General features: G+C 64.0%; 22 protein-coding genes. 9 read left to right on the forward strand and 13 right to left on the reverse strand.

The window, feature by feature from the left end; genetic code table 11:
• The 7 genes from APH30_RS08720 to APH30_RS08750 all read right to left on the reverse strand — a co-directional run.
• On the reverse strand, nt 1-355 hold a 355-nt coding region (locus APH30_RS08720), incomplete at its 3' end, for a carboxymuconolactone decarboxylase family protein (RefSeq protein ID WP_054912258.1).
• Between the two features lie 151 nt (nt 356-506).
• A complete protein-coding gene (locus APH30_RS08725) occupies nt 507-992 on the reverse strand; it encodes a flavin reductase family protein (RefSeq protein WP_047150252.1) in 486 nt (161 codons plus the stop codon).
• A 13-nt stretch (nt 993-1,005) separates the two neighbouring features.
• Nucleotides 1,006-2,487 carry an aldehyde dehydrogenase gene (locus APH30_RS08730; protein ID WP_054912259.1) on the reverse strand — a complete coding sequence of 494 codons (1,482 nt, stop codon included), beginning with the start codon at nt 2,485-2,487 and terminating at the stop codon, nt 1,006-1,008.
• On the reverse strand, nt 2,484-3,317 hold the full coding sequence (locus tag APH30_RS08735; protein WP_029887620.1) for an alpha/beta fold hydrolase: 834 nt from the start codon (nt 3,315-3,317) through the stop codon (nt 2,484-2,486). Before APH30_RS08735 ends, APH30_RS08730 begins: the two co-directional genes overlap by 4 nt.
• A 68-nt stretch (nt 3,318-3,385) precedes the next feature.
• Complete coding sequence (locus APH30_RS08740) at nt 3,386-3,982, reverse strand: amino acid synthesis family protein (RefSeq protein WP_029613156.1); 597 nt, start codon at nt 3,980-3,982, stop codon at nt 3,386-3,388.
• A 322-nt stretch (nt 3,983-4,304) separates the two neighbouring features.
• Nucleotides 4,305-5,345 (reverse strand): LLM class flavin-dependent oxidoreductase, encoded by a 1,041-nt coding sequence (locus tag APH30_RS08745; protein ID WP_009683733.1) that lies wholly within the window; start codon nt 5,343-5,345, stop codon nt 4,305-4,307.
• A 75-nt stretch (nt 5,346-5,420) separates the two neighbouring features.
• Nucleotides 5,421-5,906 (reverse strand): flavin reductase family protein, encoded by a 486-nt coding sequence (locus tag APH30_RS08750; RefSeq protein ID WP_054912260.1) that lies wholly within the window; start codon nt 5,904-5,906, stop codon nt 5,421-5,423.
• Between the two features lie 316 nt (nt 5,907-6,222).
• Here APH30_RS08750 and APH30_RS08755 point away from each other — a divergent pair, with 316 nt between their 5' ends.
• The 3 genes from APH30_RS08755 to APH30_RS08760 all read left to right on the forward strand — a co-directional run bounded on the left by APH30_RS08755 (nt 6,223) and on the right by APH30_RS08760 (nt 8,578).
• Nucleotides 6,223-7,629: a cytosine permease gene (locus APH30_RS08755; RefSeq protein WP_054912261.1), complete on the forward strand. Its 1,407-nt coding sequence runs from the start codon at nt 6,223-6,225 to the stop codon at nt 7,627-7,629.
• Nucleotides 7,630-8,061: 432 nt separating this feature from the next.
• Nucleotides 8,062-8,337 carry a hypothetical protein gene (locus APH30_RS27715; protein ID WP_082416133.1) on the forward strand — a complete coding sequence of 92 codons (276 nt, stop codon included), beginning with the start codon at nt 8,062-8,064 and terminating at the stop codon, nt 8,335-8,337.
• Nucleotides 8,327-8,578, forward strand: coding sequence for a DUF3077 domain-containing protein (locus APH30_RS08760; RefSeq protein WP_054912262.1), 252 nt, complete (start codon nt 8,327-8,329; stop codon nt 8,576-8,578). The genes APH30_RS27715 and APH30_RS08760 overlap by 11 nt, the downstream gene beginning before the upstream one ends.
• 101 nt (nt 8,579-8,679) lie before the next feature.
• On the opposite strand, the gene APH30_RS08765 is transcribed toward APH30_RS08760, so the two are convergent.
• Both APH30_RS08765 and APH30_RS08770 read right to left on the reverse strand, forming a co-directional pair.
• A complete protein-coding gene (locus tag APH30_RS08765) occupies nt 8,680-10,305 on the reverse strand; it encodes a methyl-accepting chemotaxis protein (protein ID WP_054912263.1) in 1,626 nt (541 codons plus the stop codon).
• 276 nt (nt 10,306-10,581) lie between these two features.
• On the reverse strand, nt 10,582-11,493 hold the full coding sequence (locus APH30_RS08770; RefSeq protein ID WP_054912264.1) for an AraC family transcriptional regulator: 912 nt from the start codon (nt 11,491-11,493) through the stop codon (nt 10,582-10,584).
• Nucleotides 11,494-11,594: 101 nt separating this feature from the next.
• On the opposite strand from APH30_RS08770, the gene APH30_RS08775 reads away from it, so the two are divergent.
• From APH30_RS08775 to APH30_RS08795, 5 genes are all read left to right on the forward strand, one after another.
• Complete coding sequence (locus APH30_RS08775) at nt 11,595-12,155, forward strand: carboxymuconolactone decarboxylase family protein (protein ID WP_009685599.1); 561 nt, start codon at nt 11,595-11,597, stop codon at nt 12,153-12,155.
• Between the two features lie 98 nt (nt 12,156-12,253).
• Complete coding sequence (locus APH30_RS08780; protein WP_054912265.1) at nt 12,254-13,318, forward strand: acyl-CoA dehydrogenase family protein; 1,065 nt, start codon at nt 12,254-12,256, stop codon at nt 13,316-13,318.
• Nucleotides 13,315-14,136 carry an ABC transporter ATP-binding protein gene (locus APH30_RS08785; protein ID WP_054912266.1) on the forward strand — a complete coding sequence of 274 codons (822 nt, stop codon included), beginning with the start codon at nt 13,315-13,317 and terminating at the stop codon, nt 14,134-14,136. The genes APH30_RS08780 and APH30_RS08785 overlap by 4 nt, the downstream gene beginning before the upstream one ends.
• Nucleotides 14,123-15,328: an ABC transporter substrate-binding protein gene (locus APH30_RS08790; RefSeq protein ID WP_054912267.1), complete on the forward strand. Its 1,206-nt coding sequence runs from the start codon at nt 14,123-14,125 to the stop codon at nt 15,326-15,328. Before APH30_RS08785 ends, APH30_RS08790 begins: the two co-directional genes overlap by 14 nt.
• Entirely contained in the window at nt 15,328-16,083 is a 756-nt protein-coding gene (locus APH30_RS08795; RefSeq protein WP_009685594.1) for an ABC transporter permease, read from the forward strand. Before APH30_RS08790 ends, APH30_RS08795 begins: the two co-directional genes overlap by 1 nt.
• A gap of 60 nt (nt 16,084-16,143) precedes the next feature.
• Here APH30_RS08795 and APH30_RS08800 read toward each other — a convergent pair whose 3' ends face one another.
• Both APH30_RS08800 and argC read right to left on the reverse strand, forming a co-directional pair.
• Complete coding sequence (locus APH30_RS08800) at nt 16,144-16,830, reverse strand: GNAT family N-acetyltransferase (RefSeq protein WP_054912268.1); 687 nt, start codon at nt 16,828-16,830, stop codon at nt 16,144-16,146.
• Between the two features lie 81 nt (nt 16,831-16,911).
• Entirely contained in the window at nt 16,912-17,853 is a 942-nt protein-coding gene (gene argC, locus APH30_RS08805) for an N-acetyl-gamma-glutamyl-phosphate reductase (RefSeq protein ID WP_054912269.1), read from the reverse strand.
• Nucleotides 17,854-18,043: 190 nt separating this feature from the next.
• Between argC and APH30_RS08810 the strand changes: the two genes are divergently transcribed.
• Nucleotides 18,044-18,925 (forward strand): LysR family transcriptional regulator, encoded by an 882-nt coding sequence (locus tag APH30_RS08810; RefSeq protein WP_054912281.1) that lies wholly within the window; start codon nt 18,044-18,046, stop codon nt 18,923-18,925.
• A 15-nt stretch (nt 18,926-18,940) separates the two neighbouring features.
• Here APH30_RS08810 and APH30_RS08815 read toward each other — a convergent pair whose 3' ends face one another.
• Nucleotides 18,941-19,483, reverse strand: a complete 543-nt coding sequence (locus APH30_RS08815) for a WYL domain-containing protein (RefSeq protein WP_054912270.1) — start codon at nt 19,481-19,483, stop codon at nt 18,941-18,943.
• Between the two features lie 162 nt (nt 19,484-19,645).
• On the reverse strand, nt 19,646-20,554 hold the full coding sequence (locus APH30_RS08820) for a LysR family transcriptional regulator (RefSeq protein ID WP_054903805.1): 909 nt from the start codon (nt 20,552-20,554) through the stop codon (nt 19,646-19,648).
• Between the last annotated feature and the right edge of the window lie 3 nt (nt 20,555-20,557).

Below are 20,557 nucleotides of genomic sequence, written 5' to 3' on the forward strand. Positions count from 1 at the left end.
CTTCGCGGGCCAGGCGGAAGCTGTCCACCGCCGCGGGCACGCCGCAATAAATGCCGACCTGGAGCAGGATCTCGCGAATCTGTTCACGGCTCAGGCCATTACGCAATGCGCCGCGAATGTGCAGCTTGAGCTCGTGGGGCCGGTTGAGCGCGGAAATCATGGCCAAGTTTATCATGCTGCGCTCTTTGAGCGAGAGGCCTTCACGGCCCCAGACGTGGCCCCAGCAGTATTCGGTGACCAGTTCCTGCAACGGCTTGGTGAAGTCGTCGGCGTTCTGGATCGAGCGGTTGACGTAGTCTTCGCCCAGTACCTGGGTGCGGATTTGCAGGCCTTTCTCGTACTTGTCATTGCTCATGCGCAGTGCTCCGGAATGAAACAGGGACATCGGCGGTGGCTTGTTCGCGGGCTTGCCCGCTCCCACAGGTCATGCGCAGGTCTCGGGAACTGCGCCGGCCCTGTGGGAGCGGGCAAGCCCGCGAAGCAGCCAACACCGGCTCAAAGGTCTATCAGCCCAAAGGCGGCAGGGCGCCCAGCTTGCCCTTGTGGTACACCATCGGCGTTACCGGCTGCTCGGGCAGCACCAGGTTCTTCACCGCACCCACGATGATCGCATGGTCCCCGCCGTCATACTCGCGCCACAGTTCGCACTCGATGATCGCCGTGGCCTTCGCCAGCAGCGGGTTGCCCAGCTCGCTCAGGTGCCACTCGATGCCCTTGGCCTTGTCCTTGCCCTTGCCGGCAAACGCATAGGCCTCGGCGGTTTGCTCGGCCGACAGCAGGTGGATCGCGAACTGCTTGCTGTCGCGCAGGATCGGGTAGGTGTCAGAGGCGTAATTGGGGCAGAACAGCACCAGCGCCGGGTCGATCGACAGGGCGCTGAAGGCACTGGCGGTGATGCCGACGATGCCACCGTCGGCGTCCAGGGTGGTGACAACCGTGACGCCGGACGGGAAGGAGCCCATCACGTCTTTGTAGATGCCAGGTTCGATCATCTCGTGCTACCTCTTAGCGCATCACAAACGGGTCGGGCATGGGCGCGGTGGACAGGTTGATCCACACGGTCTTCAGCTCGGTATAGGCCAGCACCGAATCGATGCCACTCTCACGGCCGTAGCCGCTGTTCTTGAAACCGCCGATCGGGGCCATGGCCGACACGGCGCGGTAGGTGTTGACCCAGATGATGCCCGAGCGCACGTCACGGGCCAGGCGGTGGGCGCGGCCCAGGTCGCGGGTCCAGATACCGGCCGCCAGGCCGAACTGCGAGTCGTTGGCGATTTCCAGCGCCTGCTCCTCGGTCTTGAAGCGGATGACCGCCGCGACCGGGCCGAACACTTCTTCCTGCATGATGGTCATCGAGTTGCTGTCGCACTCGAACAGGGTCGGTTCGTAGAACCAGCCTTCGCCTTCGACCTCGGCCCGCTTGCCACCCATGTGCAGCTTGGCGCCTTCAGCCTTGGCCGCAGCGACCAGGCCTTCGACCACGGCCAACTGCTGCGCGGTCGCCATCGGGCCCATTTCGCTGGCATCGTCCTGCGGGTTGCCGATGCGGATGCGCTTGGCGCGGGCAATCAGGCGCTCGACGAACTCGTCGAAGATCTCGTCCTGCACCAGCAGGCGCGAGCCGGCGACGCAGCTTTGCCCTGAGGCGGCATAGATGCCGGCCACAGCGCCGTTGATGGCGCTGTCCAGGTCGGCATCGGCGAAGATGATGTTCGGCGATTTGCCGCCCAGCTCCAGCGACAGCTTGGCGAAGTTCTCGGCACTGCTGCGCACCACGTGGCGGGCAGTGGCTGCACCGCCGGTGAAGGCGATCTTGCGCACCAGCGGGTGGCGGGTCAGCGCCGCGCCGGTGCTTGGACCGTAGCCGGTGACCACGTTGACGACACCCGGCGGGAAGCCGGCTTCCAGGGCCAGGCGGGCCAGCTCCAGGATGGTCGCCGAAGCGTGCTCGGATGGCTTGAGCACGATGGTGTTGCCGGCCGCCAGGGCCGGGGCCAGTTTGATCGCGGTAAGGTACAGCGGGCTGTTCCACGGGATGATGCCGGCGACCACACCGATCGGCTCGTGCACGGTGTAGGCGAACAGGTCGGGCTTGTCTAGCGGCAGGGTGCCACCTTCGAGCTTGTCGGCCAGGCCGGCGGTGTAGTGGAAGAACTCGGGCAGGTAACCGACCTGGCCGCGGGTTTCGCGAATCAGCTTGCCGTTGTCACGGCTCTCCAGCTGCGCCAGGTGCTCTTTGTTCTCGGCAATCAGGTCACCCAGGCGACGCAGCAGCTTGCCGCGCGCGGTGGCCGTGATGCTGCGCCACTGCTTGCTGTCGAAGGCACGCTGGGCGGCCTGCACGGCCAGCTCCACATCGGCCTCGTCGGCATCGGGCAACTGTGCCCAGGCCTGGGCGGTGGCCGGGTTGAGGCTGTCGAAGGTCTTGCCGCTCTGGGCATCGCGCCATTGGCCGTCGATGCACATCTGGAAACGAACGAGGGTCATGCAACAATCCCCTTGGCGGATTCGGTAAGGGTGCGGGCTTGCGCGAGGAAGTCCAGCAGCATCTTGTTGACTTCACGCGGTGCTTCCACCGCCATCATATGCCGTTGCTCGGCCAGCACCACACTGTGCGCACCCGGGATGCGCGCCGCGAGCTGGCGGGTCATGGCCGGTGTGGAGCCCGAGTCGAGCTCGCCGGTGGCGATCAGTGTCGGCACCTGGATGCTGCCCAGGTCGCTGGCGCGGTACATGTCCTGGGTGGCGAACAGCGAATAAGTGGTGTGGTAGCCCTGCGGGTCATTGCTCGCCAGGACCTGGCGGATAGCGGCGACCTGGGCCGGGTTGGCGGCCTTGTATTCACGGCTGAACCAGCGCTCGAGGGCGGCGTCGACGTTGGCGTCGGGGCCCAGCTCTGCGGCCTGGGCGGCGCGGGCGATAACGCCGGCGCTCTGCTCGGGGCTGCGGTTGAACACGCTGTTGAGAACCACCAGTGCCGCCAGGCGCTGCGGGTAGTTGAGGGCAAAGGCCCGGGCAACCAGGCCGCCCATGGAAAAGCCGATTACCGTGGCCTGGGCGATTTGCAGGTGGTCAAGCAGTTCGGCGAGCTGGTCGGCATAGCCTTCCAGCGGGGTATCGGCAGCCGGCACGCGGCTTTGCCCGTGGCCGAGCATGTCATAGGCGATGACGCGGTAGTCGTTGGCCAGGCCAACGAACTGACCGCCCCACATTTCCTTGTTCAGGCCCACGCCGTGGATCAGTACCACGGGTTGGCCCTGGCCGACGGACAGGTAGCTGGTGCCGGCAGGTGTGCGTTCAGCGACAGGCTGAATCATGGAGGGCGCTCCTTGAAGGTCGGGCGCGGCGGGTAAGCACGCCACGCCCCGGCCCGTCTTGGTTGTTGTTATTGAGCGCTGGCTTTTTCGGCAGCCAGTTCTTCCAGGTCGATGTAGCGGTTGCCGATGCGCGGGTGCAGGCGGCCGCCGTCGGCAGCGCCCAGCACCACGACGATTTCATCGGCACGCGGTGCGTCTTCGATCTGCATCTCCAGGGTGATGTAGTGCGAGCGCAGGCCCTCGTCGTCTTTCTGCATCATCGGGATCTGGATCGAGGTGCCTGGGCCACCACGCTTGTTGGTGAAGCTCAGGTAGCTCTTGGCCTGTACTGCTTCGCGGTAGTGGTTGCCAAAGCGCAGGGTGTGGATCACCGCCGAAGCGTGCTCGATTTCGCCATCGGCACCCACCACGGCGGCCTTGCCGTAGGCCTCGATCTTGTCGGCACCACCAATGGCGGCAGTCAGGCGCTCGACCATCAGTGCGCCCAGCTCCGAGCAGTTGGCGCGGATTTCCGGCTTCAGATCTTCAACGAAACCGCGACCGGCCCATGGGTTCTTGATCACCACGGCCAGGCCGACCATGGTCACCGGCTTGTCGGTGGCCTTGCCGCCTTCGATGCGGGTCTCTTCGGAGTAGGTGACGATCTTGCGGATTTCGAAACTCATGGGTGGCTCCTGGTGAGGGTTATCAGCTCTTGTTGTCTGATGGTATACCATAATATTTGTTGTGCAAGAGGGGGGTGGAAATTTCTCTTGCTGGGGAGGGACGGGAGGTTGCTAGTCGTAAGCTGCAAGTCGAAAGTCGAAAGTCGAAAGTCGAAAGCAGATCTGCTTTTGCTTTTGCTTTTGCTTTTGCTTTTGCTTGCAGCTTGCAGCTTGCAGCTTGCAGCTTGCAGCTTGCAGCTTGCCGCTAAAAAAGCCCGCTCGCGCAAGCCGCATGGGCCTACGGGAGCGGGCTGTGTCCCGCAATGTTTCAGGCAATGGGAATTCAGGCGAACGCCGGTACCACTTCCTTGATGAACAGTTCGAGGGACTTCTTCTTCTCGGCGTGGGGCAGGCTGTTGTCGCACCAGAAGCTGAACTCGTCGACACCCAGCTCCTGGTAATAGCGGATACGCGCGATGATCTCTTCCGGGGTGCCGATCATGGTGTTCTTGCGGATGTTCTCCAGCTGGAACGCCGGCACTTCGGCAAACTTGGACTCCGGGCTTGGCTCCAGGAAGCCGTTGACCGGGGTGGTCTTGTTGCCGAACCAGGCATCGAAGGTGCGGTAGAAGCGTGAAATGGCCTGGGCGCCGACCTTCCAGCCATCCGGCTCGGCCGGGCTGTGCACGTGGGTGTGGCGCAGCACCATCAATTGCGGGCGCGGTACGTCGGGGTTGTTGTCCAGGGCGGCCTGGAACTTGTTCTTCAGGTCGAGTACTTCTTCGTCGCCCTTCATCAGCGGCGTGACCATGACGTTGCAGCCGTTGGCCACGGCAAAGTTGTGCGAGTCCGGGTCGCGGGCGGCGATCCACATGGGCGGCGTAGCGTTGAACGGCTTCGGTACGCTGGTGGAAGTGGGGAATTTGTAGACTTCGCCGTCGTGGGCATAGTCACCTTCCCAGAGCTTGCGCACCACCGGCACCATCTCGCGCAGGGCCTTGCCGCCGTCGGTCGCCGGCATGCCACCGGCCATGCGGTCGAATTCGAACTGGTACGCGCCACGGGCCAGGCCCACTTCCATGCGGCCGTTGCTGATCACGTCGAGCAGGGCACATTCACCTGCCACGCGAATCGGGTTCCAGAACGGCGCGATGATGGTGCCGGCACCCAGGCGGATCTTTTCGGTGCGTGCCGCCAGGTACGCCAGCAATGGCATCGGGCTTGGCGAAATGGTGTATTCCATGGCGTGGTGTTCGCCGATCCACACGGTGCTGAAACCGCCGTCTTCGGCCATCAGGGTCAGTTCGGTCAGGTCTTCGAACAACTGGCGGTGGCTGACCTGTTCATCCCAACGTTCCATGTGTACGAACAACGAAAATTTCATGGGGCTTTCCTCAACGCTTGAAAGGGGCTGGCGCCAGGCAGGGGGGGCGCCAGCTGTCTCGATTCACAATGGGCTTCACGCCAAGGCCGGCAGGCTGGCCATCTTGCCGCGGCAGTACACCATCGGCCGCGGCGCTTGGGCTGGAACGATCAGGTTGTGCACCTTGCCGACCATGATGGCGTGGTCGCCACCTTCGTATTCGCGCCACAGTTCGCACTCGATGACCGCCGTGGCGCCGGCCAGGATCGGGTTGCCCAGCTCGCTGAGGGTCCACTCGATACCGTTGGCCTTGTCTTTGCCTTTCTTGGCGAACGCATAGGCGTGTGCCTGTTGCTCACCCGAGAGCAGGTGAATGGCGAAGCGCTTTTGCTTGATCAGTACCGGGTAGGAGTCGGAGCTGTAGTTGGGGCAGAACAGCACCAGCGGCGGCTCCATCGACAGGGAGGAAAATGCGCTGGCGGTCAGGCCGACGACCGAGCTGTCGTCGTCCAGGGTGGTGATGACGGTAACGCCGGACGGGAAGGAGCCCAGGACGTTCTTGTAGACGGTTGCGTCGATCATCGGGTTTACCTCTAAAAGGCTGCGGTGGTCCGCGGTTTTTATCGTTGATGTGTCTGATGGTATACCGTAATACCTATTTTGCAAGCAGAATTTTCAGCCGCACATTTTCACGATGAGCGGCGGAAAGCCACGGAATACGGGGCTTTGCTCGGTGTGGTGGTTTGTCGCAGGGGTTTTTCAAGCAGAACAGTGGCCGCTTTATCGTGCGGATCAGTGTTGTCAAAAGTTTGGAATACCATAATATGGTCCGCAGCTGAGAGGCCGCCTAGATGCGGTTTCCTTACAACGATAAAAACGACCTTTCGAGCTGAAAACCATGTCCCAACCGTCGTCGCAACACCAGTTTGTCGAGAATCACACGGTCGATTATGTGCCACCTGCCGAGCGCCATGGGAAGGCGCGCGACCTGTTCACCCTCTGGTTCAGCACCAACATTGCGCCACTGCCGATCGTCACCGGTGCGATGGTGGTACAGGTGTTCCACCTGAACCTGTTGTGGGGGCTGGTAGCCATCGTGCTGGGCCATCTTGTCGGGGGCGTGGTCATCGCCCTGGCCTCTGCGCAGGGACCGCAGCTGGGCATTCCGCAGATGGTGCAGAGCCGTGGCCAATTCGGCCGCTATGGCGCCTTGCTGATCGTGTTCTTCACGGCGTTGATCTATGTTGGCTTCTTCATTTCCAACATCGTGTTGGCCGGCAAGACCATCCACGGCATCAGCCCGAGCGTGCCGATGCCAGGGGCGATCGTGATCGGCGCCTTGAGCGCCACCGCCATCGGCGTGGTCGGCTACCGTTTCATCCACATCCTCAACCGTATCGGCACCTGGGTGATGGGCTCGGCACTGCTGGCCGGCTTCATCATGATGTTCATCCAGGACCTGCCTGCCGATTTCTTCAGCCGCGGCGCCTTCAACCTGTCGGGCTTCATCGCCACCGTCTCGCTGGGTGTGATCTGGCAGATCAGCTTCTCGCCTTACACCTCCGACTACTCACGCTACCTGCCGCGTGAAGTCGGCATTGCCAAGCCGTTCTGGGCGACTTATTTCGGCGCTACCCTGGGCACCATCTTGTGCTTCAGCTTCGGTGCGGTGGCGGTGCTGTGCGTGCCGCAAGGCACCGATGCGATGGACGCGGTGAAGCAGGCCACCGGCTGGCTGGGGCCGATCCTGATGGTGCTGTTCCTGCTCAACATCATCAGCCACAACGCCCTCAACCTGTATGGCGCGGTGCTGTCGATCGTGACTGCAATCCAGACCTTCATTGCCCAGTGGACCCCCAGCGTGAAGGTTCGGGTGATCCTGGCCTCGGTCATACTGCTGGGCTGCGGTATGGTCGCGCTGAACGCCTCGGCAGATTTCATCGGCCAGTTCATCGGCCTGATCCTGGCGCTGCTGTTGGTGCTGGTGCCGTGGGCCTCGATCAACCTGATCGACTTCTACCTGATCAAGAAGGGCCAGTACGACATCGCCTCGATCTTCAGTGCCGACGGTGGCATCTATGGCCGTTTCAATCACCATGCGATCGTTGCCTATGCCTGCGGCATCCTGGTGCAGCTGCCGTTTGCCAATACCTCTCTGTATGTCGGGCCGTACTCCAACCTGGTCGAAGGCGCCGACCTGTCCTGGCTGTTCGGCTTGCTGGTGACGGTGCCGCTGTACTACTGCCTGGCCACGCGCAGCAAGGCTGGCGAGAAGGCGGGGCGGGTTTTGAGTGTGAACGACTGATAGTCACGTGTGGCTGCAACAGGGGCTGCTTCGCAGCCCATCGCAGGCAAGCCAGCTCCCACAGGGGGCGCGCAAGCCCTGGAATGGAGGGCGTAGCACCCGCCAGGGCCATCGACCTGTAAGAAATTTCCGAACATGAAGCAAACTGCTTTAGTTCACCTCGCGCGGCGAATTATCCTACAGGTGCGTCAGAAGTCGCTACGTAGCCGGGAAAGCCCACCCTGAGATAACTTCCTTGCGTCGCCTTTTCAGGTGACCGGGCTTGAGACACCCGGACTACATGTGTTGGCACCGCTTCATGGCGGTCGTGCGCGGGCAGGCTTCGGCCTGGCCGGTATTCATGTGTCCCGGGTCTCAAACCGCGCACGACTGCCACCCAAATCCTTGAGACGGCGAGGGGGCAGTTCCTGGTTCGTTCAAGGGAGCTCAATCATGAAAAAGCTCGTACCCGATCCACCTGCCTCAGAACTTCTGCAACTCGACCCACCCAATCTCTTGTTTCAAGATCTTCCTAGCATCGAAGAATGTGAGCAGCTTCTCATTGCTTTGATTCATACCGTCAATCACACCACGACCGTCCTGATCGACAGCGGTCCCGGCCTAACTCGGGACGCCATGGGAATGAACATTCGTCTGCTGTGTAGGGCCATTCACGCGTTGTCGAACCACACCAGCACCCGCATCTTGGAGCAATGTCATGAGCGATGATCCAAGAAACTCCTTCACAGCGGGTTTGGAAACGTTCGATCTCTTCTGCCTGCGACCAAACGTGCCATTCAGTCATGCGTTCACGCAGTTGTCTGTGCTACTTGGCTGCATCCGTCACCTCACGACAGAAGCAGAGATGGAGAATGATCGGATTGCGGGTAGCGCTGCGCGTATTCTCAGTGAGATGGCGAAAGCGTTGATTGATGATATGGAGCGAGGGATGGGCCTTCAAAGAAGATAAATTCACCGGCCCGCCGCCAGGCCCTGCCGAAAGCCCAGCCCCTGCTTTGTAGGAGCTGGCTTGCCTGCGATGGGCCGCGATGCGGGCCCGGCTATTTCAGATCAGACCTTGAACTGTGCCACCATGCCATTCAGGTCCACGGCAAGGCGCGACAGGTCCTGCGCTGCCGCACTGGTCTGGTTGGCCCCCGCCGAGGTCTGCATGGCCAGGTCACGGATATTCACCAGGTTGCGGTCCACCTCACGGGCCACCTGCGCCTGTTGTTCCGAGGCACTGGCTATCACCAGGTTACGCTGGTTGATCGAGGCCATCGCTTCGGCAATCACCTCCAGCGCCTGCCCGGCGCCCTCGGCCACTTCCAGCGTGCCCGTGGCACGCCCCTGGCTGCTGTGCATCGCGGTCACCGCGCGCTCGGTGCCGTTCTGGATCCCGGCAATCATCTGCTCGATTTCGGCCGTCGACTGCTGGGTACGATGGGCGAGGGCACGAACTTCGTCCGCCACCACCGCAAAGCCACGGCCTGCCTCACCGGCGCGGGCGGCTTCGATGGCGGCGTTGAGCGCCAGCAGGTTGGTCTGCCCGGCAATTGCACCGATCACATCCAGCACCCGGCTGATCTCGTTGGCGTTGCTGGCCAGCTGTTCGATTTCGCTGGAAGTGCCGGTCACGTCCGCCACCAAGTGCTGGATGGAGGCCAGCGCCTGGTTGACCCGGTCGCGGCCATCGCGGGTAGTCTGGTCGGCACCTCTGGAGGCGTCTGCGGTGCTCACCGCATTGTTGGCCACTTCTTCGACCGCCGCGGTCATCTGGTTGACGGCCGTTGCCGCCTGGTCGATTTCGGCACTTTGCTGGTGCAGACCGCGGCTGGTGTCTTCGGTGACGGTGTGCAGCTCTTCGGACGCCGAGGCCAGTTGGTCGGACGAGGCGGCTATCTGCCGAATGGTGTCGCGCAGGCTGGTCTGCATGCGGCTCAACGCGCGCAGCAGCAAGGCCGGCTCGTCGCGGCCCACCACCTGGATTTCGCGAGTCAGGTCGCCGGTGGCCACGCGTTCAGCCACGGCTACGGCCTCGGCCAACGGCCGCACGATACTGCGGGTGAGCAGGGTGGCGATGGCGGCAAGCGCCAGAACAATCACCAACAGCGCGCCTATCAGCGCCTGGAACGCTTCGTCAGCCACATCGCTGCTGCGCTGCGAGGCTTGCTCGGCACTTGTGCCGTTATAGGCAATCAGCGCGGTCATGGCCTGCATCATGCTATCGGCGCTCTGGGTCAGCGGCCCGCTGATCAGTTGCCTGGCGTCGTCCATCCGCCCGCTGGTGAGCCCCTGCAGCACACGCCCCTGTACGTCGGAATACTGCTGATGGGCAGTCATGAAAGCGTTGAACAGGGATTGGTCATCGGTGGCAGCTACCATGCCAGCGTAATGCTTCAAGCCCTTGGAAAGCTCGATGTTGATGCTGTCCAGCATCTGCAGGTTGCGCTTGCGATCATCGCTGTTGTCGTCGAGCGCGGCACGTAACGTAAGGGCGCGGGCGCGGCCCAAGTCGGTGCTGATTCCACTGAGGGCTACCACTGCCGGCATCCAGGTCACCCGGATCTCGTCCGTAGCGCTGTCCATCTGCCGGGTTTCGTAAAGTGCGATCAGGCCCATCACCAGCACCAGAACGCCCAACAGGGTGAATGCGCTTGCTGCGCGAATGCCGATCTTCAAATTCCTTAACTGCATGAAGTACTCCTTGATGGTGGCGTGCAGGCCTCGAGAACGCAGGCGGCTACCGGTGTCACCGCAGTGGCGCCAGGCTCGGGATGCACCGCAAAGTCGATTGTAGGTCTCACCCTCTTTACTGTTTTTGGATGCGATGATGCCATATGGCCATCATTCTTGAACAGGCATTCAAGTTACGGGATCTGCTGATAAACCCAAGGAAAATTGTCGGTTTTATCCGGGAAATCAGCTTCAACGTGGCGTCTCGCAAGCCGGCTTGCGGCGCAGTAGAGCCGCTTAACGCCCTTCGTGGCCCCGCCGGTAGGCCCCTGGCTGTATGCCTACTGCCTTGGCGAAGGCCCGGGTAAAAGCGGCCACCGATTGGTACCCCACCTGTGCACCCACTTGCTCCACCGTGTTGCCCGCCTGCAGCAACCGGCAAGCATGGCGCATGCGCAACGCCAGCAGCACTTGCCCTGGCGACTGCCCGGCCAGCTCGCTGAAGCGTTTGAAGAAAGCCGAGCGCGACAACCCGGTGCAGGCCGCCATGCTCTCCAGTGTCCAGGCTTGGCCGGGTTGCTCGATCAGTTGCTCGAGCAACCCGGCGAACGCCGGCTGCCGAGCAAGCGCGATCAGCCCGCCCAGGGGCTGCCCGGCATGCACTTGCTGGCGCAGTGCATACAGAAAGAGCAAGTGCGTCAGGCGCTCCAGAAAGGTTTGCGAAGGCCCGGTTTGGCGTTGGCATTCGTCCAGGATCAGCCCGAACAACGCCGCCGCCGCGCTCCCGGCGGGGTCTTCGGCACGCAGCAGGATCCAGTCGGCCAGGCCCTCGACAATCAGCGAAGACAAACCCGACTGGAAGCGGAAGAAGCCACAGACCAGGCCGACCCCATCGCTGGCGGCGCTGTCCAGCGCCTGCATGGTTTGACGCGGTTGCGCACAGGCGCCTGTCGCGTCCTGGTCGCTGGACAGGCGATAACCCAGGTCGCGCAACAGGAATACGGCGTCGCCTTTTCTCAGGCACACCGGCTGCGCCTGGCCGTCGAGGTGCAGCCAGCAATCGCCCTGCACCACCAAGTGGAAGCTGGCATGGCCCATACCCTGGGTGCTGGCGTGCCAGCCGCCACAGTAGCGGCCGACATGAAACAGGCTGGCATCCAGCTCCAGGCCTTCTAATAACCAATCGACGAGCGCGGCGGACGAAATCATCTAATGCAAAGACTCAGGAGCAAGGAAAGGCGACTGATGAATATGGAGGGTACTTCTTATAACCACCAGACTGTAGTGACATCCATCAGGGAGACCACTCCATGTCCTCGCGCATTACCTTACACACCCTGGAAAGCGCCCCGGAAGCAGCGCGCCCGTTCCTTGAGAACGCGCAGAAGAATTCGGGCTTCATCCCCAACCTGCTCGGCGTGCTGGCCAACGCGCCAGCGGCACTGGAAACCTACGTGACCGTTTCGGCATTGAACGGCAAGTCCGACCTGAGCCTGGCCGACCGCGAAGTGGTGCAACTGATTGCCGCCACCCAACATGGCTGTGATTTCTGTGTGGCGGGGCACACCGCCGTGGCGTTGAACAAGGCCAAGCTGCCGCAGGAGGTGGTCGATGCCCTGCGGGCCCGCGGCGAGCTGCCCAATGCCCGTTACGAAGCCCTGGCCGCCTTCGCCCGCGAAGTGATCGCGACCCGCGGCAATGTGAGCCAGGCCACGTACCAGGCATTCCGGGATGCCGGCTTCAGCGAAGGCAATGCGCTGGAAGTGATTCTTGGCGTGAGCCTCGCAACCCTGTGCAACTTTGCTAATGTGTTCGCCCAAACGCCGCTCAATGACGAGCTTGGCAAGTACCGCTGGCAGCCCACTGCATGATCTGCCCCTGCTAGCGGCGGTACAGCGGTAGTTGTAGGAGTGGCCATGTGCCGCAAAGGGGCCGTTAGGCGGCCCGGCGTTCTCAAAGGAGCAAGACCATGCAGGATTGTGCATTTCGACAGTGGCTGGATGCCAATGCCGAGGCCATAGATCGGGGCCTGTGCGAGCCGCAGCACGTGCTGGCGCAAATCGCCGAATCGCAACTGCTGCGCGTGGGCGTCGACCCGGCCCTGGGCGGTACGGGCGGGCAGGTGACCGACGCCGTCGAGGCCATCGCTGCCATTGCCAGCCGCTCGCTGGCTGCCGCTTTCGTGAGTTGGGGCCAGCGCGCCTTTATCGAGTACCTGTTGCAAAGCCCCAACCAGCCGCTGCGCGCGCGCTTGCTGCCACAGCTGCTGGCCGGCGAGCTGGCCGGTGCCACCGGCCTGTCCAATGCCATGAAGTTCCTCTCTGGCATCGAAGCCCTGCAAGTGCGCGGCCGCCCGGCGGGCGATGGCTGGCACCTGGAGGGCCGCCTGCACTGGGTGACCAACCTGCGCAAGAGTGGGTTCGTGGTAGCGGCGGCCATCGAGGACGACGCGGGCGGTGCTCCGTTCGTACTGGCCATTCCTTCGGATGCCCAGGGCCTGCAACGTTCCGACGACTTGCAACTGATGGGCTTGCAGTCGAGCAACACCGCTGCCTTGGCCTTCCACCAGGTGCCGCTGGCACGTGACTGGTTGCTGCACGACAATGCCCGCGCGTTCCTGCCGCAGGTACGCCCCGCCTTCCTGGGGTTGCAGTGCGGCATGGCCATTGGCCTGGCGCGCCGGGCACTGGACGAAGTGCAGGCCCACCTGCAGGGGCGTGCCTCATTCCTGGACGAAGCCCGCCAGGTGCTCAGCGAGCGCCTGGAGAATACCGTCAGCGAACTCAAGCAAGGTTTGCTCGACGGCCGCTTCCTGCAACAACCGGCAGCTTTGTTCAAGCTGCGCATCACCCTGGCCGAAAGTGCCGCCGACGCGGTGCAACTGGAATTGCAGGCCAGTGGTGGCAAAGCCTACCTCAGCGAGTATGGCGAAGGTTTTGCCCGCCGCTGGCGCGAATCGGCGTTCGTGCCGATCGTCACGCCCAGCCTGGTGCAGCTGCGGGCCGAGCTGCACCGCCAGGCAGGCGGGGCATGAATGCAATGTTGCTCGAAGCCCGTGACATCAGCCTGGGCTACCCGGGCGAGGGCGGCTGGCAGCAAGTGCTGGCGCAGTTCGACCTGCAGCTGGGGCGCGGCGAGGTGGTGAGCATTCTGGGCCCCAGCGGCGTTGGCAAGTCCAGCCTGTTGCGGGTATTGGCCGGCCTGCAGCAGCCGGGTGGTGGCAGCGTGCGGCTGCATGGCCAGCCGCTGCAGGGCCCACACCCGCGCCTGGCGGTAGCCTTCCAGGACCCCAGCCTGCTGCCTTGGCTGAGCCTGGAGAAAAACGTCGCCTTCGGCCTGGACTTCGCCCGCCAGCCCAAGCTGGCGGCTGCCGACCGCCGTGCACGTATCGACCACGCTATCGCCGCCGTGGGCCTGGGCCACGCCCGCAGCCATTACCCGGCGCAGCTCTCTGGCGGCATGGCCCAGCGGACCGCGCTGGCCCGTTGCCTGGCACGGCAGCCGGAAGTGCTGTTGCTCGACGAACCGTTCGGCGCGCTGGATGAAGTCACCCGTGCCGACATGCAGCAATTGCTGCTGCAATTGATCGCCACCCACAACACGGCAGCGGTACTGATCACCCACGATATCGACGAAGCCCTGTTGCTGTCCGACCGTGTGCTGCTGCTGGGCGACCATCCAGCGCACATCCTCGGCCAATGGCAGATCGGCCTGCCGCAGCCACGCACGCAGCGGGTCGAAGAACTGGGCGCCCTGCGCATCGAAATCCTCAAGACGCTCCGGCGAGCAAGCCGCACGGTCGAACCCACCCCAACCCCACAGGCCTCGGAGGCTGCCCATGTGCATGGATGACTGCTGTTCCTCGTCTTCACGACGTGATTTTCTCAAGCTGGGCGCCATGCTCACCGCCGCCGGTGCACTGCCGTTGCTGTCGAGCCTGCAGGCCCGCGCCGCTGCCGAACCGGACGCGCCGGTACGTATCGGCTACCTGCCTATCACCGACGCCACGCCCTTGCTGGTGGCGCACAACAACGGCCTGTTCGAAGCCGAGGGTATCAAGGCCGAACGCCCGGTATTGCTGCGCAGTTGGGCACAGGTGATCGAGGCGTTCATCTCTGGCCAGGTGAACGTGATTCACCTGCTGTCGCCGATGACCGTGTGGGCGCGCTATGCCAGCAAGGTGCCGGCCAAGGTGGTGGCGTGGAACCACGTGGGCGGTTCGGGCCTGACCGTCGCCCCCGACATCACAGACATGAAGCAGTTGGGTGGCAAGACCGTGGCCATACCCTTCTGGTACTCGATCCATAACGTCGTGCTGCAGCAGATGCTTAACGACAACGGCCTGACACCGGTGTCGAAGCAGGCCAGTGCGGCATTGGCAGACAATGAAGTGAACCTGCTGGTGTTGCCGCCCTCCGACATGCCGCCGGCCCTGGCCAGCAAGCGCATAGCCGGTTACATCGTCGCCGAGCCGTTCAACGCCCTGGCCGAGAACCTCAAGGTTGGCCGCGTGCAGCGTTTCACGGGCGATGTCTGGCGCAACCATGCCTGCTGCGTGGTGTTCATGCACGAACACGACCTCGACAACCGCCCCGAGTGGTCGCAGAAGGTGGTCAATGCCATCGTCAAGGCCCAGCACTGGACCCGCGACCACCGCGCCGAAGCAGCAGCCTTGCTGTCGCGTGCTGGCGCCAACAAGTACACGCCCCATGACCCGGCGGTGCTGGCCAAGGTCCTTGCCCCGGCGGCCGAGGACCGTGCCGGCTACATCGCCAGCGGCGCTATTCGCCACCAGCAGTGGGACGAAAAGCGCATCGATTTCCAGCCTTACCCGTTCCCGAGCTACACCGAAACACTGGTCAAGCGCTTGCAGCACACCCTGATCGAAGGTGACCACGCGTTCCTCGCCGGCCTGGACCCGGCGCAGACTGCCCGCGACCTGGTGGATGACCGCTTCGTGCGTAACGCCATTGCCGCCGTGGGCGGGCCGTCGGTGTTCGGCATAGCCGACAACTACGAGCGCAGCGAGGAGTTCGCCGTCTGATGCGTACGCACGTAGTACATGCCGGGCTTGGCCTGGCCGGTTTGCTGGGCTTGCTGGCACTGTGGTGGGCCGGGGTCGCCGTGTTCGGCCAGGCCGATGGCCTGTCGGCCCGGTTTGCACCGCAGGCCACGTTGGCCAGCCTGGTCGAGCTGCTGGGGCAGGGCGAGGTCTACGGGCATATCTGGGTCAGCCTCAAGCGCATCCTGGTCGGTTTGTTGCTGGCGTTGCTGATCGGTGTGCCGTTGGGGTTGCTGGTAGGTAGCTACCGGCACCTGGAGGCGGCGACCACGCCGGCATTCCAGTTTCTGCGCATGATCTCGCCGTTGTCGTGGATGCCGGTGGTGGTGATGCTGATGGGCGTGGGTGACCAGCCGATCTACTTTTTGCTGGCGTTCGCCGCGTTGTGGCCGATCCTGCTCAACACCGCCGCCGGGGTGCGGCAACTGGACCCGCGCTGGCTGCAGTTGAGCCGCAGCCTGAGTGCCACGCGCTGGGAAACCTTGTGCAAGGTGATCGTGCCGGGGGTGATTGGCCATGTGCTGACGGGCGTGCGCCTGGCCATCGGGATCCTGTGGATCGTGCTGGTGCCCTGCGAAATGCTGGGCGTCAGTGCAGGGCTGGGCTATTTCATTCTCGATACCCGCGACCGCCTGGCGTACTCCGAGCTGATGGCCATGGTGCTGTTGATCGGTGTGCTGGGCTTTCTGCTCGATGCCCTGGCGCGCGGGCTGCACCGGCGCTGGGTGCATGGCTGAGCCGCCGGGCCGCGCCGAGCTTGAGCGGTGCGGCCCTGAGCGTTGTGCTTGACGGTGCGATCAGTGCACGTGCTGGCGCTGGCGCACACACTCCTGCGCCTGTGCGGTCAGCGCGTCCAGCCGCTCGTCGCGCATCTGCTCCGCTTCGATCATCGCATCCTCGCCTTGCTGGTTGAGCAGGTAGGTATGAATCTGCAGCACCTCGGCGGTCTGGTAGATGGGGGCGATGTCCAGGCGGCCGATCAGTGCCCCGCTGGCCTGGCCGGTGCTGCTCATCAGCACCTGCGGACCCTTGGCGGCCACCACCTGCATACCCATGGCTTCGAACCACGGTACCTGGTTGGCGAAGGCGTTCAGCTCGACGCAGGCATGGCGCGCCTGCAGGTCGCCCAGCAGCGCCCGGGCGATGCCCTGGCGGCGATGGCTGGCGCGTACGGCCATGAATGCCAGGGCACAGGCCTGCTCATCGTCCTCGGCGGGTAGCGACAAGGCAAAGCCCAGCAACTGGTCAGGCGCTTCGGCATCCAGTGCCAGGGTCAGTGCCACGGCCAGGCCGCGAGTGCCGTCCAGGGCTTGCAGGTACTGGTGCACCTCCATGCCGACGCCGTACTGGTACAGCGGGTACAGCGGGTTGTCTGCACTGATCGCGACACTGCTCAATTCACCGACGTTGTGAATCACCAGCTCGCGGATCTGGTTCTGGAAAGACTCGGGCGGCACGCTGTCAAGGCGGCTCAGGATGAACATCGGGGGGCAGGCTCCGGCGGTTGGATTGTACAGCCCGCACCGGGAGGGCGCGGGCTGTACAGTCTAACCGGTTTTGACCCATCAGCCGCGTGCCTGTAGTGCGCCGAGCATCAAGTCCAGGTTTTGCACCGCCGCACCCGACGCGCCTTTGCCCAGGTTGTCGAAGATGGCGGTGAGCAGCACCTGGCCGTGTTCAGGGTTGGCGTACAGCGCCAGGCGCAGGTCGTTGCTGCCGTTCAGGGTTTCAGGGTCGAGGTTGGCCGCGCCACCTTGTTGGTGCAGGGGCATTACCTGAACATGGCGGGCACCCTGGTAATGCTGTTCCAGGCAGGCTTGCAGCTGTTCGGCGCTGACCTGCCCGGGCAGCAGGCGCAATTGCAGCGGGATGCTCAGCACGATGCCCTGGCGGTAGGCGCCGTAGCCAGGCATGAACAGGGGCCGTGCCGAGAGCCCGGCGTGCTGCTGGATCTCGGGCACATGCTTGTGCGCCAGGTCCAGGCCGTACAGCTGCAAGGCCGGAGCTTTGTCGGCAGCGGGCTGTTCATGCCGTTCTACCGCCGCGCGGCCGCCGCCGGAGTAGCCGGAAATGGCGTGGATGTTCAGCGGGTAATCGGCAGGCAGCAGGCCGGCCTTGACCAGCGGGCGCAGCAACGCGATGGCGCCCGTGGGGTAGCAGCCGGGGTTGCTGACGCGCTTGCTTTGGGCAATGCGTTCGGCTTGTTGCGGGTCCAGTTCGGGCAGGCCATACACCCAGCCTGGGCTGGTGCGGTGTGCCGAGCTGGCATCGATCACCCGCACCTGCGGGTTGTGGATGGCGGCCACCGCTTCGCGCGCGGCGGCATCGGGCAGGCACAGCAGGGCGATGTCGGCGCTGTTGATCGCCTCGCCACGCCGTTGAGGGTCTTTGCGTTCGGCTTCGGGCAGGGTCAGCAGGCGCAAGTCGCTGCGGCCTTGCAGGCGAGCGTGGATCTGCAGGCCGGTGGTGCCTTGGTCGCCGTCGATGAAGACAACAGGGGTATGCATGGTCGGGGTCCGGGTTGGGGCGGGATGGCCTATGTTCGCGGGGGGCGTTGATAAAGAAAATTTGAATATCATGACCACCGCATTCAGCTTTTCTGAACGATGTGCTGGCCTTTTGGCGGTGAACCTGCCCCTGAAAGCTGCCTTGGCATTCAGCCGTCAGTCTTTGTTTTGTGAGGAAGCCGCAGCGACCATGCGCGAAATCAGCCTCGACCGCCTGCGTACGCTGGTGGTCATCAGCGACCTGGGTTCATTTGCCGAGGCGGCTCGCCAGCTCAACCTGGCACCGCCCACCATCAGCCTGCACGTGGCCGAGCTGGAGGCGCGCGTCGGCGCCCCGTTGCTCAACCGTACCCGCGGCCAGGTACGGCCCACGGCCATCGGTGAAACGCTGCTGGCCCGCGCCCGCCGCTTGCTGGCCGACGCGGACCTGGCGTTGGACGAAGTTCGCCGCCAGGTGCAGGGCCTTAGCGGCCGGGTACGCCTGGGGGCCTCGACCGGGGCCATCGCCCACCTGCTGCCACAGGCGTTGGCCGCCTTGCGGGTGGAGCATCCGGGGATCGATGTGCAAGTGCAGGTGCTCACTTCGCAAGCGTCGCTGGCGCGTTTGCGCGAGGGCACCCTGGATGTCGCGCTGGTGGCGTTGCCGCAGGTGGCGGTCAAGGGGCTGGCCGTAACACCCTGGCGGCGCGACCCGATCCTGGCCTACGTGCCGGCCGACTGGCAGCCCCCGGCCAAGGTCACGCCGGCCTGGCTGGCGCAACGGGCGTTGATCCTGAATGACAGCAGTACCCAGCTGTCGCGGGTGACTAACGAGTGGTTTGCGGCGGCGGGGTTGCACCCCGAGCCGCGTATCGAGCTGAACTACAACGATGCCATCAAGAAGCTGGTCGGTGCCGGGTATGGCGCGACGTTGCTGCCGCAGGAGGGGGAGGCCGCCGAGCTTGATCAGCGCATTGCCCACCGGCCGCTGCGGCCCGGGCTGTGGCGGCAGTTGGGTATCGCCTGCAGGGAAGGGCAGGTGGAGCGCGCTACCGCGTTCGTGCTGCAGGCGCTGGAGCGGCTGCGCCAGTAGCGCCCGCCAACGGTTTCAACCAACCGCTTCGTGCAGGGCCAGGCTCTGGCGCAATTGCGCCAGCATGGCCAGGCGCAGCGCCTTGGGGGCCTGCACGCGGATAGCGCCGGCCTGGGACAGCAGCCAGCTCATCAGCGCCCGGTTGTCGTCTACCGTGGCCACCAGCACTGCGCCACCGTCGGCTTGCGCAGTCAGTTGCATGTCGGCCGACAGCGGCGCCTGCTCCAGGCGCCGGGCAAGGGCGTCATCGACCCAGGCGCGCAGCTCCACCTGGGCCGCCGGGCATAGCGCGTCGGGTTGCAACTGGTGCGCTTGCTCCAGGCTCAGGCCCGGTTGCCAGTACCAGCCATAGGGCATGCCCTTGCTGTTGCATTGCAGCGGGAACAGGGCGGCCAGTTCGACCAGGTCGCGCTCTACGGTACGCTTGCTGGTGGTGTGGCCCACGCCGCTCAGGGCACGTTGCAACTGGGTGGAGCTCACGCCCGGGTGGCGGCCTGGCAGCAGCTTGAGCAATTGCCACTGGCGGGCAATGGTATGGCGGGTAGGGTGGCTGGGCAAAGGGTTCGTCCTTGAAGGCAGGCATCGCGCCGACCTGGGTGATGGCATTTAGCTATATATCAGCATACCCTTTCCCCTGATCGGATCCAAGTTGCACTACAAGGCGGCCAAGGCCACCGGCGCGTTGCGCGCGCTTAGCAGCGCCGGTGATGGCGCTGCAGGTCAGTCAAGGCGCTGTTGCAGCCCCTCGATGAACACCTGTTCGGCCCGGCTGAAGCGCTGGTCCCGGTTCCACAACAGGTGAATGTCCACATCGGCAATGCCCTCCAGCGGGTGCAGCTTCCACAGCAGCCCAGCTGCAACATCCGGCGCTACCACGTGCTCGGGCAGGCAGCCGATGCCGAACCCGGCAATTACCAGGCGGCGCACTTCCTCAAGGCTGGGTGACGAGGCCACGATGCGCCCGGCAAAGCCCTGCTGGTCGCGGAAAATGGTCAGTGGCGACAACATGCCGCCAATCTGGTCGCTGGTGAAGCTGACGAAGTTCTCCCGCTGCAAGTCGCCCTCTGCCTGGCCGAACAGTGCATGGTGCTTGCCACAGAAGAACGCGTAACGCTGGCGCAGGAACAGCCGTTGCTCCAGCCTGGGCTGGGCGCGCCGGTTCAAGCTCAAGCCTGCGCTGGCGGTTTTCTCTTGCAAGGCTGCGACGATGTCGGAGCTGCGCATCACGTCGATTTCCAGGTCCACCCGTGGGTGCTGGCGATGGAAGTCGGCGAGGAAGTCGTCGAAGCGGTCGCTGACGATGCGGCTGATCATCAGCAAGCGCACCTTGCCCACCAGTTCGTCGGTGGGCTGCGCCAGCAAACTGCCGATCTGCGACATCTGCCCGTACACCTCGCCGGCCAGTTGGAACAGCTGTTCGCCCATTTCGGTCAGCACGAAACGCGGCCCACGGCGGGCGATGAGTTGGCGGCCAAGCTGTTCTTCCAGGCGCTTCAAGGCCTGGCTGACTGCCGGCTGGGTGAGATGCAGGCGGGCAGCGGCGCGGCTGATGGACAGTTCCTGGCCAATGACGCGGAAGGTACGCAGCAGGTTCCAGTCGAGGCGGTCGTTGAGCAGGCGGTCAGACATGGC

This window comes from Pseudomonas sp. NBRC 111127 (assembly GCF_001320345.1).
Classification (GTDB): Bacteria; Pseudomonadota; Gammaproteobacteria; order Pseudomonadales; family Pseudomonadaceae; genus Aquipseudomonas; species Aquipseudomonas juntendi.